This is a genomic window from Nostoc sp., assembly GCF_036917815.1.
Classification (GTDB): Bacteria; Cyanobacteriota; Cyanobacteriia; order Cyanobacteriales; family Nostocaceae; genus Nostoc.
The window spans coordinates 17,229-33,077 of record NZ_JBALEK010000041.1; the positions used below are offsets into that span (position 1 = coordinate 17,229).

A 15,849-nucleotide genomic window follows, 5' to 3' on the forward strand; every position below is an offset into this window, starting at 1 on the left:
CCACTCAGATGCGGTATAAAATTAGATCGCAAGGTGTAGGGGCAATTCATGAATTGCCCCTACGGGTGCAATACTGTTCGGTTAAGGCAAGAGACGCGATAAATCGCCGTCTCTACAATAATCAGTCTTTCCTCTTGACGGCGATTTATCCCGTCCTTGTGATCATATAATTTTCATCAAAAAACCTTAACCGAACTGTATTGCCTACGGGTGTACCTCACGTGAACGAGAACCGCTATAACTCCATTCATTTGAAATTTAGAGGATCGTGTTGTGAAAGCAATTTTTCTACTTTTGCCTCGTCTAACCCCTCCCCGCAAGCGGGGAGGGGAGAGTTTGCATTAGCAAATGCGGGGTGGGGTTCTTTATTTTTGATTTATTCAAGAGGTCTAAGCTCAAGAGCAATTGGAGTAAGTAGAAACTGGCACAAGATTTGTACCAGTTTTACAAGTGGCATTAAACGGATTAATTTACTTATTAATCTGGAAAAGTCTGTACCTTGCCATCAGGACTGAGAACAGCTCGAATTCTAAAATTTTGTCCGCGTGTATTGGGGGAAACAAAAGGTTTACCAACTTCAGGCATCCCAGCACTATCAACGAATTCTCTTGCCGCCTTATTGAGGGGAAAAATTCGTTCAACTGTGCCATCAACACTGACTATCAAACTATACTCTAATGTTTCTGTTAGTCCAGCAGGTGGTTGCCAACGCTTTTTTAGGTATTCTCTAGCTTCTGCTACTTGAGGTGTATCAAATAATGTGCCAGTAGCTACTTCTGTGGATGTGGGAGTTTTGCGTACATTCCCTAATTGATCGATAAAGGGATTATTATCGCCAGTTCTAGAAGAGGAAAGTTTTGAAGTCGGTTTCTCTCCAGCAGAAGATTGCTGTAGGGAATTGATTGTTTCGTCTAGCTGTTGTGAGTTTAATGGGGTGGGTTGAGTAAGGCCACCACTATTATTGGGTATGGTGTCAAGAGAGGGGGGGACTACTGGTGAGATATTAGTTGGTAAACTGCCTGGATTAGAAGATAGTCTGGGTGGCAAATTCCGCCGATGAGGGAGACCACCAGCTTGGGAACTTGACCCTGTAAGGTTCTGTTCCAGATTTGGTAATATGGCAATTTCCTTTCCGGGAATTTTGCTAGATGGTGCGTTAGAGAAGCTCGCCGTTCGCGGAGCGTCTTGTAGAGTTGGCATCGCACCATTCTTGAGAAAGGTTGAAGTCGTCCCCTGAGATATTGTCAGTCCCTTATTTAGATTTAAAGGTGGCGATGGAGAGAAACTAGAACTGGGGACTGTTAGAGGTGCTTGGGGCAAAGTGGATGTGGGAAGTGGAGGGGTGGAACCTAGCAAATTATCTGATGGCGTGGTGAGTCCAGCTTCAGGCGTGGGAAAGTTTAGTGGGGGTGAAGGTTCTAAAGCAATCTTTACTGCTGCTGGATCTGCTGTTTTGGCTGTGTGCTGTTGCTTTTCCCTAATGTTGTTAGCATATTGCCAGGTAACTGGTAAAAAACCTACACCTAATACTAATACTGCGGCAACAGGTGCCCAAGCAGGGAATCTCAGAGTGGAACTCGTGCTGTTGAGAGTTGGGAGTGCCATGACATCAGTCGAGTATTCATCTAAAGCACTTGCTAAATCAAATAGTTGTAGCAGGCTGAGTTTAATTACGGGGCCAGATGAGTGGTTGGCGAGAGAACCGAGAACTAAATTGTGATTTAAATAGCCACTGGGTTCTAAGCGGATACTTGCCCCTGGAATCTGGGTACTAAAGGAATTTAATGTTTTTGTTGAAGACTTTAATTCCGGTTCATCCAGTGTTGTGCTTGACTGCTCTTGACTGGAGAAACTGACCCGAAAGCTTTCTGGAGGCTGTTGGAGAAATTGCTGTACATAGTTGGTGACGGCATCACATAAAGCTTCAAGTTGGTCGCGATCGCCTCGAATTGGCACTCTGTTTTCTTCTGGTAGTCGGGGATCATCAAAACATAGCTCAAAGCTTAGGTGTTTAAGGACAGTTTTCCCCATCCAACGGGACAGAGGTGAGCTTTGGGCGAATACTTCTAGCGTGCAAGTCGGGGGTGTGTAGCGACGAATGACAGAATTTGATAGAGGCATAGCAGGAACTGCGAGGAAGACTATTTGGGATTTTGCAAAAAGTTGAGCCAGTTGCTTGCAAAGAAAAGTTGAAACAGAACTTTGTCAGGTTCCTTCCCTTATCGAAACTGGTGTGCAAGGAGGAAGCAGTGCTGATAGTGCATCGCCCAAGGGCTAGCGAACATCAAAAGGGAATCCTTACCTAGCAAACAAATCACAAGCGAATTTTGGTTGAGGAATTTCAAATCTAAAATTTAAAATTTTGTCGAACGGTCTATAAGTGCTAGCCAGAGACGGCGATGCCCACCAGTAGCGCTGTAAAAAAGTAAATCTACAAGCAGTTTTAGTGCCAGGTTGGTTAGTAAATCCGTTGAGATTTGCTCGTCCTCTTCCATCCGCTCTTGGTAGGTGTTGCAAAAAGCATCAATATAGTCTCCAAGTAAAGCAGCCTGGTGAGGTTCCCGGTTATTTTCTGCCATTTGTTCCAACAGGCCAACAGCGCGGCGAATCAATTCCTGGTGCTGTTTGGCTAGGTAGCAGATAATCAGAACAAGCGATCGCGCTTCTTCGACATCTAGCTTTTTTCGCCCTCCTTGACCTTTGCGTAGGGGATTTGATTGGCGCAATCGCCATAAAGCTACGCGGTCTGGCACTCTTGACTCTAAATTCAGATCAGTTGCCGCCGAAAGCATAGCCTCTGAACCAATGCCAGTTAAGGTTTCTAGCGCCAACAGCACCAAGTCTAATTGGGTTTTGATATTGTCCCATTGAACTGTGTTTGGGGCTGGAAGCTTGATTAAATCCTCCCACTGGGAATTTGGAGTGGCTGAGTTGGCGGCCGAGTGCATAACTTTTAGCATAGGTGATCAAGCTGATAGGGGATGTTGCTGTTACCCATTTTGAAACCAGACTCTCAAGCATCAAGCTTGGTTTCCCATTTTCTATGTGGTAAACAGCAGGTATCTCTGTCCTACTCTAGATGAAAATTTATTTTGGACAAAGTAGAAAATTATCAATTCTAGTTAAGGTTTACCCGACTTTTGCTGCTAGTTCCGTACAAGAGTATAAATAAACTATTGTTTTGAATACTAAACGCTAATTATTTAGAATACCTCTTAATTTATTTGCGGTTTTAAATTTTGAAATTTCTTGATGTTTATTACTTGGTCTTCATCTATACATAATTACTATACAAATCTTTTGCCTGTTTGCTAAAGGCGCTTCTTGCTGCTTTCCATCATCCCACCACATTTTCACTGATGTGCAACCTGTTATTTCAGGACAGGCTGGGCAATATCAGGATGATTCATACCTCCATAAAACTGAGGACAAGCTTAAAAGTTTGATCGAGTTAGGGTTTCAATATCTTGAGCTATTGATTTTCTCCAACTTAGTTGGTAGTATAGCTCTAACCGGAAACCACGCACATCTCAAAACTCATTTATAAACTTGATGAGGGGAGTAATTATTTATACGTTTAGCCGAAATAAATACTTGAATAATACTTGCAAATAATTCACTCAATAGTAATAGCAACACAATAATATAACAACTATGAAAAAGCATTTTTTTGCCTTTTCACTGATAGCTTGTGCTATCGGTGTGACTCTGCCAACTCAGGCATTCGCGGTTAAACTATACGGTGCTGGTAGTTTGCGCGATAGCCTCACAGAAGTAGCTAAATCTTTTAAGGAGAAATATGGGATTCCAGTAGAAACGCAATTTGGCCCGTCTGGTTCAATACGAGAACTTATAGAACAAGAATTATCCAAAACTGGAAAATCCGCAGATGTTTTTGCCAGTGCAGATATTAATAACCCTCAGACGTTGTTTGAAGAAGGTTTAAGTGAACCTGTAGTGAACTTCACTAGCAACCGCATGACTGCTGTTGTCAGATCAGGACTTGGTATCACATCAGATAATTTGTTGGATTTTTTGCTAAAACCCGAAATCAAAGTGGGAACCTCCACACCTGTAGCAGATCCATCTGGTGACTATGCATGGCAGATATTTGATAAGACCAATCAGATTAAACCTGGTAGCTCTCAAATTCTGAAGAATAAAGCTTTGCAATTAGTAGGTGGTAATCCTAATGCTCCTATAGTTCCTAATGGTAAAAATAATTTAGTCTACTTTCTAGAACAAACAAAGCAGGCAGACATCTTTTTAGCTTATTACACCAGTGGGAAGGCTGCTCAAGCAATATTAGGTAGTGACAATCTCCAAATAGTAGAATTACCCGACTATTTAGCAACAAAAGCTAATTATGGATTGACTACACTGAAAAATGCCGATCCTGATGGGGAAAAATTAGTTGAATATATCCTCTCACCAGAAGGGCAAGAAATTTTGGCCAAGTATGGATTTAGCGCACCCTCTACTTCTGTTCCCGAACATCAGGGTGGGGGTGGAATTTTACTGGCTGTAGGTGTAGCTTTCATCTTGAATAAAAAGCAATTAATTAAATTAGACTACCACCGTTAAAAACTTACTAATCTTGTCTTTTTTTGAAGGTGATAGTACATTCAATAAGGAATCAAAATATGAAAAAACTGAATATATTTCCTTTTCTCTCTGAAAAAATAGCAAAGGCGAGTATAGGTCTGATAGCAGGAATTTCATCAAGTATTCTCCTTGCTAGCCCTATTTATGCAGCCACCCTTGGTCAAAATCTTATTGTTAATGGGGATGCAGAACAAGGGCAAGGAGATCCCATTGGTAATGCTGTTGGGACTGATATCCCCTTTATCCCTGGCTGGATTCCAACTGATAGTTTTAGTGTGCTGCAATATGGAGCAACAGGTTTTGAATTTACTAACCCTTTGGGCAATATAGTTGCTGTTAGTGGACTTCCTGATCCTAATAGTTCAGGGCCAAGTGTACGTGGAAAAAATCTCTTTTATGGTGGTGCTAATAGAGGCTCATCAAGTGGTTCTCAACTAATTGATCTAGCTGACATTGCTTCTATAATTGATGCTGGTCAAGGAGCATACGATTTGAGCGCTTGGTTAGGTGGCTACGGCACTGATTTAGATAATGTGAAGTTTAGTCTTAATTTCCTCAATCAAGATGGTCAATCTCTAAACACAGCATTCATTACTTCTCCCACTCCAGACGAAAGAAATAATACAACAGGTTTATTATTTAAGTCCATCCAGGGTTTTGTTCCTGTCGGTGCAAAACAAATTAATGTTGCTCTAGATATGAACTATGTTCGCGGGCGCGTCAATGATGGCTATGCTGATAACCTCTCGTTAGTAATCACCAAAGTTCCAGAACCAACAATCTCAGGTTTCTTGCTAGTTAGTTCATCTTGTTTGATGGTATGGAAATTACGTAAAAAGCGCCAATTATTGCCGTAGATTACATTATCTTCATCCTAACTTTGGGTGGTGAAATCATAAATTGGTGACAGGGAATAAGAAAAGACATTGACGTTTTTTTGAAGAAGCAGCTAACAATAGTTTTATCCCACTAGTAGTCTGTCCCATTAATTATTTCCAGCACGCCTTGACTGTAAGCTATGCGATAACTGCGATTGTCTCCCAATTCTGCTAAAATGCGTTTGTATGCCGACCAGGAGACATCTTTAATCAACGACTGATGACCGGCTCTAAGAATTAGTTGATTGAGTTCAAATAACATAGCATTCCTGCTCTTTATTTTATGTGAGCAACGGTAACACCACTGCCCCCATCTGCTTGTTCTGCTGGTTCGTAGTTCTTAATTCTGGGATGCTGTTGCAAAAAGGCGTGGACACCTAACCGGAGCTTACCAGTACCGTACCCGTGAATAATCCAGAGTGGGCTTGTAGCTTCAGAAATGGCTTTATCTAAAATGTATTCGGCATCAGCTACCCGTTTACCACGCAAATCGATGGTATTTTGGGAAGTCCGAATTTCTGGGACACTTTGCGGTGGTGGGGTTACTGGTGGTGGGGCTGGTTTGGCTTTGACGATTGGTTCTGCTTTTTGGCCATCTAGAGATTCTACATCTTCCAATTTCACAGTCATTTTCATTAGCCCAAAGCGAACGCTTAACTCCCCATCTTCATTAGGGGCGGTGATCACATCGGCAATCTGTCCCAATTTGGGAACGCGGAGGCGATCGCCTACTTTGGGCATAAATCCAACTTTTGGTTTGGCTGGCGTTGCTGGCTGATATTGCTGGCCAATTTGATTCAAAGCAGTGGTGGCTTGTTGGGCTTCTTGGGCTGTGGGCGTACCTTTCTGCAAACGGCGGATTACTTGGGCAATTTCACCTTTGGCCTGGGCGATCGCTTGTTTTACTGCTACTTCTTGTGAAGCCCGCAAACTGCTTTCCCTTTCCTCCAAACTTGCGGCTTTTGCGGATACTTCTTTGTATAAACGTTCCGCTTGCTGCAACAAACTTTGGGCTTCCGCAGCTTTGGTTTCTTGGCGGCGGCGTTGCGCTTCTAACCCAGCAATCACCTGGTTAACTTCATCTGTGGCTTCTCCTACTTGGGTTTTTGCCTGTTCTACTACTTCTGGTTTTAATCCCAAGCGCAGGGCAATGGTTAAGGCATTAGAACGTCCGGGGATGCCCCACAGCAGACGGTAAGTAGGCGAGAGAGTACTTTCATCAAATTCTACAGAGGCATTTTCAAAGCGATCGTCTTCGTATTTTAGGGCTTTCAGTTCGCCGAAGTGAGTGGTGGCGATGGTTAGCTGGGCATGGTTGGCGAGATATTGCAATAAGGCGATCGCTAAGGCGCTACCTTCAACTGGATCGGTGCCGGCACCAACTTCATCGAGTAAAACTAGGGATTGGGGATTAGGAATTTCCTTTTCCCCAGTCCCAAGTCCCAAGTCCCCAGTCCCCAATGCTTCTAAAATCCGACTAATGCGGCGGATGTGTCCAGAGAATGTGGATAAACTTTGCTGTAAGGATTGTTCATCGCCAATGTCTGCTAGCACTTGATCAAACCAAGGTATTTCTACTGGTTCGCGGGCGGGGACAAATAAACCCACTTTCGCCATCAATGCTGCTAATGCCAAAGTTTTTAAGGTTACAGTTTTACCGCCAGTATTTGGCCCAGTAATTGTCACTACCCGAATTTGCGGACTAATCAGCAAATCTACAGGAACTACTGGTTGTCCTTGTTCGTGCTGTTGCTGCCACACTAACAAAGGATGCCGTAAATTTCGTAAGGTAATGATTTCCCTATCTTCGCGCTGGATAAATCGTGGGGGATTCGCTCCTAGCCAATAACTATATCGCGATCTAGCGGTTGCCAAATCCAAAGTGGTAGCGATCGCTAACAACCTCTCTAAATCTGGTTTGACTGCGGCTACTTGTTCTGTCAAAACGCGGCGAATCGTTTCTTCTTCGGCTTGTTCTCTTCTGATGATCTGCCGTAGTTGGTTGCCCAAGGGCACTACCGAATTAGGTTCCACGTACAGGGTGGCACCACTGGTAGAGGTATCGTGGACAATGCCGGGGATGGCATCTTTCTGGGGTGCTTTTACGGGGATGACAAAGCGATCGCTCCGTTGGGTAATTAGCTGTTCCTGAACTGCGCCAGATTTGGCCTGTAAGATATTTTGCAGTTTTTGAGTAATTTGGCTGCGTAATCGCCGTAAATCTGTGCGAATTTCTCCCAGTTTTTGACTGGCGCGATCGTTTACCTGGGCGCGTTCATCAATACAACGGTGGATTTCCTGTTCTAGTTCGGGATAAGTCCGCAAATCGGCAACCAAACCGGTCAATATCGGTAAATCTTCCTGATTGTCAATGACACGACGCAAATTTCTGGCACCAGCGAGGGTGGTGGCGATCGCTAACAGTTCATCGCCTGTCAAAACTCCACTGCGTTCTGCCCGTTCTAAGGAATCGCCAATATCTTGAATTCCCTCAAATGACAGTCCTGTGGTGAGGCGAGTTTCCAGTTGGTAGATTTCTTTGGTTTGCCCTAACAACTGTTCGCTTTGAGTCTGAGAATCGGGTATTTTCAGATGACGCGCAGCTGTCGCCCCCAGCTTAGTTGCCGCGAAGGTGGCAAGATGCTGGCAGAGGCGATGCCATTCTAATAGTTCTAAGGTTTCAGATTGGATCAAGGTTTCAACATCTAATCTGAAATTATCGTAACAATTATAGCTCCCCGATGGGTAAATATTAAAGGAGAAAATTTTGCTTTAGTCAATAGTCAATCCCTTTGGGATTTTAGATTGACATTTTTGGATTGACCATTTCCTGCACCAAAACGTAAGGCTGGACGATGAGGGTATGAAATCGCTTGTCGCGATTGCCATTCCATTCTCCGATCTGTACGGTCGTGGGTTTGGTAATCAATTGCTCATTAATCCATTGTTCTACTGATGGAATGCGATCGCTGGCGATCGCTACTCCAACATCCACCAAGTTTAACTCCGGTGCCACCAAAACTACTGCATCTCTTTGTACATGAGGAATTAGCCACTCCCACTCTGCCTCATCCAAAATTTCTGTTAATTCTGCTCTTAAATCCGACATCATTCCCCAATTTGTCTTGGCTAACAAACTATTTTACATTAGACCTCTGGCAAAAGTCGAACACCCGCCCGAAAATTTATTTTCGGGCTAATAGCTCAAGTAGGTTTAAACAGACTAATCACAGTAGTTTTAGTCTCTTTCAACGGACTTTTGCTATTAGCCAGGGAATCAAGTCCCTGGCTGTTAAAATATTTTCGCAATAGTTTATTAATTACTATTTATTAACTCCTGTAGAGACGCGATTAATCGCGTCTTAACTCTTAACTCTTAGAGGTTGTTTGAAAAGTCCTAACTCCTAACTCCTAACTCCTAACTCAACTTCTGATTTCACCGTCCCAAATCATGCATTTCGTTAATTACCGTGGCACACTTTTGTGTCAACGCCTCTAATTCCCCTTTATTAGTGGAACTGGGAGCATCAATCAAGTTACCAATTCTCACAGTGACGGGAACTGAGCGAGGTAGGGACGATCCTTTTTGTAAAATCTCCTCAGTACCCCAAACACTCACCGGTAATATTTGGGCTTTTGCTTTCGCCGCCAGCAGCAATGCGCCTCTTTTGGGGTCTGTAATTCGACCATCTGGGGTGCGAGTACCTGCCAAGAAAATACCGACAGCCCAACCGTTATTGAGATATTGTAGGGCAGAACGGATAGCACTGCGATCGGCATTTCCCCGACTTACCGGGTAAGCACCATACAATCTAATTCCTTGCGCCAAAATGGGGATATTAAATAACTCTTCTTTAGCCATATACGCCACTGGACGACGTACACAGATGGAAACAATTGGCGGGTCAAAGTAACTGGCGTGATTACTCACTATCAGCAACGGCCTTGATTGGGGGACATTTTCTGCACCATAAATCTTACCCCGAAAGTAAGTGTGAAACATGGGGCTGATCACTGACCATTTTAAGGCGTGGTAAAGTGCCAGACTGATAAACGGTTCGCGGTTTTTATCCACAGAAGATAAGATAATTCAAATTAAACTGAATTTAGCTTGACACTCTCGTGCCTCAAGGCGAGGAGATTCTTAAAACATCGCTGTTTTGATATCCTGCTTCCACAGGTTCCTGGGCTGCACCACCTTTGCCCATTACGGCATAGTGGTGATATCTCCTGACGATTTTCGGGTGTAGACTTTCCCCCAGTCCGGGGGTAGGTTTAAATCTTGTACTGATTGGAGTATTTTACCATATCGAATGTAGCCTAAAGGCTACTGTTAGTTTTCAACCCAAGGGACTGTTCGCGCTTGCATCTCCCCTTGGGAAAAGTACGAATTACGGCACTATGTGTTTGCTTATCAAGGGTTTTCGGCATTTTTCTGATCGGCGATCGCCAGGCCGATTATAAATTGCTTCACCCGTCTGGGAATACTAAATCTAGAAACCTTTCGGATTTAGCAGTATGGTTAGCACTACAGTCACCATTCCTGGATATAAAATTAGTGAACAACTCTACAACGGTTCTCGAACCTTGGTGTATCGCGGTTATCGAGATGCTGACTCATTACCTGTAGTGATTAAATTGCTGAAAAACCCTTATCCTACTTTCAGCGAACTCTTGTCGTTTCGCAATCAGTATACCATTGCCAAAAATCTCAATTCACCTTTAATCATTCAAACTTACAGCCTCCAAGCGTATCAAAATGGCTATGGGTTGGTGATGGAAGATTTTGGAGGGATTTCTCTTAAAGATTATTTTACCTCTGACCAGACGCAATATATCGCGTCTCTACAAGAGTTTTTAGAAATAGCGATCGCACTCTGCAATACCTTAGATATACTCTATCATCAGCGCATTATTCACAAAGATATCAAACCCGCCAATATTCTAATTAATCCTGAAACCAAAGAAGTTAAATTAATTGACTTTAGTATTGCATCTTTATTACCACGAGAAACGCAAACGTTAGTCAATCCCAATGTGTTAGAAGGGACACTCGCTTATATTTCTCCAGAACAAACAGGAAGAATGAATCGGGGAATTGATTACCGTACTGATTTTTATTCTTTAGGTGTGACTTTCTACGAATTACTCACGGGTGAGTTGCCATTTAAATCAAACGATCCAATGGAGTTGGTACATTCTCATATTGCTAAACTTCCACCAATGTTAGGGGATAGGGGACAGGGAATAGGGGATAGAGAAGAGATTCCCCAAGTTCTCTGTGACATCGCGATCAAATTGATGGCGAAAAATGCTGAAGACCGCTATCAGAATGCATTGGGATTAAAGTTTGATTTAGAAAATTGTTTACATCAGCTACTAGTTGATGGTAAGATAAAGGATTTTAAAATTGCACAAAGGGATGTGTGCGATCGCTTTATCATCCCCGACAAACTTTATGGACGAGAAACCGAAGTATCAACCCTACTGCAAGCATTTGAGCGAGTTAGCCTTGGTGCAACAGAAATGATGCTGGTAGCTGGGTTTTCGGGAATTGGGAAAACTGCGGTTGTCAACGAAGTTCATAAACCAATTGTTAGACAACGTGGCTATTTTATCAAAGGGAAATTTGACCAATTTCAAAAAAATATTCCCTTTAGTGCATTTGTGCAAGCATTCCGAGATTTAATCGGGCAATTGTTGAGCGAAAGTGATGCACAAATTCAACAATGGAGAAACAAAATATTAGATGTTCTTGGCGAAAATGGACAGGTAATTATTGAAGTTATCCCCGAACTATCAAGAATTATTGGTGAACAACCACCCGCCATAGAATTATCAGGAACATCCGCACAAAATAGATTTAATTCATTATTCCAAAAGTTTACCCAAGTCTTTACCAGCGCAGAACACCCATTAGTAATGTTCTTGGATGATTTGCAATGGGCAGATTCAGCATCACTGAAATTAATGCAGCTTTTAATGGCTGATACAGGTTATCTTTTCATCATTGGTGCATACCGTGATAACGAAGTCCACCCAGGACATCCATTAATGTTGACTTTGAGTGAAATCCAAAAAACACTCTTCACGATTAATACGATTACCTTAGCACCATTGAGTCAATTACAAATCAATCAATTCGTCACTGATACGCTGAAATGTCCAGAAAAATTGGCATGGAATCTTTCTATATTGATCTATCAAAAAACTCATGGAAATCCATTTTTTGCTACCCAGTTTCTCAAGTCGTTATATCAAGATGGATTAATTCAATTTGATTTAGAGCTAGGCTGTTGGCAATGTGACATTGCACAAGTGATAACTCTTGCGGTTACAGATAATGTTGTAGATTTTATGAGTTTTCAATTGCGAAAACTACCGTTATCAACTCAACAGGTGTTGCAGCTAGCAGCTTGTATTGGCAACTCTTTTGATTTAACCACATTGGCAATTGTTTCACAACAATCACAGGTAGAAACGGCTACTGATTTGTGGAAAGCGTTGCAAGAAGGATTGATTTTACCGATTAGTGATGTTTATAAGTTTTATCAAGATGAAACAGCTAATATAAATCAACAAATAGCTATTAGCAATGAGCAATTAGCAAATTATAAATTTTTACACGATCGCATCCAACAAGCTGCGTATTCGCTGATTCCCGATAATCAAAAACAGACGACTCATTACCAAATTGGACAACTACTTTTACAACAAATTTCCCCATCAGCAACAGAAGAGCGCATTTTTGAAGTGGTGAATCAATTAAATCACGGAGCTGCTTTAATTAGCCAACCAACAGAACGATCAGAACTAGCTCAACTTAATCTGATTGCCTGCCGCAAAGCCAAAAGTGCCACCGCCTATCAAGCCGGGCGTGAATATGCCAGCACGGGCTTATCATTACTGGGAGAAAATGCTTGGCAGCAGCAATATGAAATGACTCTTTCATTCCATAATGATTTGGCTGAATTGGCTATGCTCTGCGGCGACTTTGAGGTGATGGGAAAATTCATTGAGACAGTCATTGCTCAGGCACACTCTTTACCTGAAAAAGTCCATGTTTACCGCCTGAGAATTCAAGCAAATCTCTCTCAGACTAAACTGAATGAAGCCATTGCCATTGGTACACAGCTACTGCAACAGTTAGGCGTAACTATTCCAGAATCGCCGACACTAGCAGATATTCAACAGTCAATTCCAGAAATTAGCGAACTAATTGGCGATCGGCAAGTTGAAGATTTTGTTGAGCTCCCGGTTATGACAGATGCGAAAACAATTGCCATTGTCCAGATCGTTAACAGCATCATGGCAGCAGCCTATGCCTCTGGCTCTCTCTTGTTCCCATTACTGATTGTCCTATCAGTCAAATTATCCCTGCGGTACGGAAATATCGCTGCTTCAGCTTCTAGTTATGCTTGCTATAGCATGATTGTCTGTAATATGCAGCAGGATGTGGATTTAGCTATCCAGTTTGGACAGTTGGCATTGAATTTAGTTGCAAAGCTCGATGCTAAAGCGAGTAAACCTGAAGTATTAATGATTCTGGGATCGTCTGTCTTACATCGCAAAGCTCACATCAAAGAAACTTTACCACTTTTGAGGGAGGGATACACCACTGGACTAGAAGTCGGAAACCTGGAATATCTGGGACATTGTGGAATCGTTTTCTGTCTGAATTCTTTTTGGTGCGGTCAACCCCTTGCTACCTTGGAGCAAGATACGCGCACTTACTACAATGCTTTGGTGCAACTTAACCAATTGATACCAGCCAATAACTGTCTGATCTATTGGCAATCTATTCTAAATTTACTGGGAGTTGGGTCGCATCCCACCCTGTTGTCTGGATCGGCTCTCCAAGAGACAGAATTTCTGCCCCTGTTGCAGTCTGCAAATGACCTCTTTGGACTGTATAACTTCTATTTGCATAAGCTAATGCTTGGTTTTTTGTTTGGGGAAGTTGAGCTAGCTAACAATTATGCAGTTGAGGGCAGAAACTATTTAAAGGTGGCTGTGTCATCAGTCACCGAATCGACATTTTATTTCTATGATTCTTTGATTGCTTTGGCACTATTGAGTCAAGCTCCAGGCGAGATGTTAACAGCATTGGAGCGGGTGGCACAAAACCAAGCCCAGTTACGGCATTGGGCGCACTATGCCCCGATGAATTACCAACATAAGGTTGATTTGGTAGAAGCCCAAAAATGTCGAGTGTTAGGACACAAAGTAGAAGCCAGTGAGTTTTACGACTTGGCCATATCTGGAGCTAAAGCCAACGAATATATCCAAGAAGAAGCCTTAGCCAACGAACTCGCAGCTAAATTCTACCTCGACTGGGGCAGACAGCGCATAGCTCTTGACTACATGATTGAAGCCTACTATGGCTATGCTCGTTGGGGTGCGAAAGCCAAGGTTGCCGACTTGGAAAAACGCTATCCGCAACTGCTGGCTTCTATCCTCCAACAAACTCGCACTGCCTTCTCGGTTAACGAAACCGTCTTCGCCACGAGTACAGTTACCTCAACTAGTTCTTCTAGTTCTTCCTCCAGTGTCTCTGACTCTCTCGATTTAAAAGCTATTCTCAAAGCTTCCCAAGCTATCTCAGGCGAAATCGAACTGGAAAAACTACTTTCATCGTTGCTTGCGATCGTCATCGAAAATGCGGGGGCTGATAAGTGTGTGTTAATGCTGTTGCAAGACTCGCGCCTGCTGATCAAAGGGTCAATTATTGAGGGTTCGGAGCCAGTTGTATGGCAGCGCCTTCCCATTGAGTCCAGTCAGGATATTCCCCTGAAACTAATTTACAAAGTCAAGCACAATCGGCAGATTACTGTGCTGATTGATGCAACGGCTGATCCGACTTTAGCCAATGATCCCTATATCCTGCGTCAGCAGCCGAAGAGTATTTTGTGTAGCCCGATTTTGCATCAAGGTAAGTTGATGGGCATTTTATATCTAGAAAATAATTTAGCAAAGGGGGCGTTCACAAGCGATCGCGTTGAACTGCTCAACTTACTTTGCGCTCAAGCGGCAATTTCTTTGGAAAATGCTCAATTGTATGAGCGATCGCAGCAATATGCCCAACAGCTAGAACAGTCATTGGGCGAGTTGAGCCAGAGTAACTCTCGCTTTGAGAAACTTGTCGATAATGTTCCTGGCGTTGTTTATCAATACTGCATATCTGCTGATGGTGCAATTTCCCTAGTGTACATCAGTGCAGAATGTTACGACCTATATGAAATTACGCCAGACCAAGCCATGTCCAATTGGCAGTTGCTGATAGAAGCCATACATCCAGATGATACTGCAAGTTACCAACAGTCTGTTACCAACTCGATGCAAACCTTAACTCCTTTTAAGTGGTCAGGGCGAATTATTACACCATCTGGAATCGTCAAGTGGATTCACGGCGAAGCTCGAATCGAACAACTTGCTGATGGATCTCTAGTTTGGGATGGATTAATATTGGATATTAGCGAACGCAAACGGGCAGAGCAAGAACTGCAAAACGCCCAATTACAAATAGTGCAAAGTGAAAAAATGTCTGCACTAGGTAATTTAGTCGCAGGTGTAGCCCATGAAATGAATAATCCTCTCGGTTTTATTGCTGCCAGTCTAAAACTTGCTAAACCCACCCTAGCTGATATTGTTGAACACTTGAAACTCTATCAAGAAAATCTCCCAAATCCAGCCGATGAAATTACAGAACATGCAGTCGAAATCGACTTGGAATATAGCTTACAAGACTTGCCCAAGATGATTGATTCCATGTTTATGGCCTGCGATCGCCTCAAAAACATCAGCACCAGTTTACGTACTTTTTCTCGTGCCGATCAAGACTACAAAGTACGATTTAACATTCACGAAGGTATTGATAGCACAATTTTAATTTTGAAACATCGTCTCAAGGGTAATGAACAACGTCCCGCGATTGAAATTGTGACAAAATACGGTAATTTACCTCAAGTAGAATGTTTCCCCGGTCAATTAAATCAGGTATTTATGAATCTTCTAGCCAATGCCATTGATGCCTTGGATGAATCTAACACCGGACGCAGCTTTCAGGAAATTAAAGCCAATCCTAACTGCATTACAATTACAACCTCAGTTGAAAGTAATCTAGTGAAAATTGCCATTGCTGATAATGGTAAGGGAATGAGTGAACAAGTCAAATCAAAAATATTTGACCATTTATTTACAACAAAAGCTGTTGGGAAAGGAACAGGATTAGGACTAGCGATCGCTCGTCAAATAGTTGAAGAGACCCACGGTGGCAAATTGAGTTTTAACTCTGTTTTCGGTAAGGGTACAGAATTTATAATTGAAGTTCCACTTTAAAGCTTTGGTATTTTTCGTAAATAACTTC

At 42.6% G+C, this 15,849-nt stretch carries 9 protein-coding genes; 3 read left to right on the top strand and 6 right to left on the bottom strand.

All coding sequences use genetic code 11. The features are described 5' to 3' along the window. Positions 1-477 precede the first annotated feature (477 nt). On the bottom strand, positions 478-2,121 hold the full coding sequence (locus V7K97_RS11140; protein ID WP_334800975.1) for a DUF4335 domain-containing protein: 1,644 nt from the start codon (positions 2,119-2,121) through the stop codon (positions 478-480). Positions 2,122-2,354: 233 nt separating this feature from the next. Beyond that, positions 2,355-2,960 (bottom strand): DUF3038 domain-containing protein, encoded by a 606-nt coding sequence (locus V7K97_RS11145; RefSeq protein ID WP_334800976.1) that lies wholly within the window; start codon positions 2,958-2,960, stop codon positions 2,355-2,357. Positions 2,961-3,654: 694 nt separating this feature from the next. Here V7K97_RS11145 and V7K97_RS11150 point away from each other — a divergent pair. Continuing rightward, positions 3,655-4,584 (top strand): molybdate ABC transporter substrate-binding protein, encoded by a 930-nt coding sequence (locus V7K97_RS11150; RefSeq protein WP_334800977.1) that lies wholly within the window; start codon positions 3,655-3,657, stop codon positions 4,582-4,584. A 59-nt stretch (positions 4,585-4,643) separates the two neighbouring features. Then, the gene (locus tag V7K97_RS11155) at positions 4,644-5,462 is read left to right on the top strand and encodes a PEP-CTERM sorting domain-containing protein (protein ID WP_334800978.1); all 819 of its coding nucleotides are present in this window, start codon (positions 4,644-4,646) and stop codon (positions 5,460-5,462) included. 112 nt (positions 5,463-5,574) lie between these two features. Here the strand turns inward: V7K97_RS11155 and V7K97_RS11160 are convergent, their stop codons facing one another. From V7K97_RS11160 to V7K97_RS11175, 4 genes are all read right to left on the bottom strand, one after another. After that, a complete protein-coding gene (locus V7K97_RS11160; RefSeq protein WP_334800979.1) occupies positions 5,575-5,745 on the bottom strand; it encodes a hypothetical protein in 171 nt (56 codons plus the stop codon). 14 nt (positions 5,746-5,759) lie between these two features. Continuing rightward, positions 5,760-8,177 carry an endonuclease MutS2 gene (locus tag V7K97_RS11165; protein WP_334800980.1) on the bottom strand — a complete coding sequence of 806 codons (2,418 nt, stop codon included), beginning with the start codon at positions 8,175-8,177 and terminating at the stop codon, positions 5,760-5,762. 106 nt (positions 8,178-8,283) lie between these two features. Then, positions 8,284-8,592 (bottom strand): DUF2288 domain-containing protein, encoded by a 309-nt coding sequence (locus V7K97_RS11170; protein ID WP_334801196.1) that lies wholly within the window; start codon positions 8,590-8,592, stop codon positions 8,284-8,286. A gap of 327 nt (positions 8,593-8,919) precedes the next feature. Then, on the bottom strand, positions 8,920-9,558 hold the full coding sequence (locus V7K97_RS11175) for a lysophospholipid acyltransferase family protein (protein WP_334800981.1): 639 nt from the start codon (positions 9,556-9,558) through the stop codon (positions 8,920-8,922). A 443-nt stretch (positions 9,559-10,001) separates the two neighbouring features. Between V7K97_RS11175 and V7K97_RS11180 the strand changes: the two genes are divergently transcribed. After that, entirely contained in the window at positions 10,002-15,821 is a 5,820-nt protein-coding gene (locus V7K97_RS11180) for a trifunctional serine/threonine-protein kinase/ATP-binding protein/sensor histidine kinase (protein ID WP_334800982.1), read from the top strand. Positions 15,822-15,849: the final 28 nt, after the last annotated feature.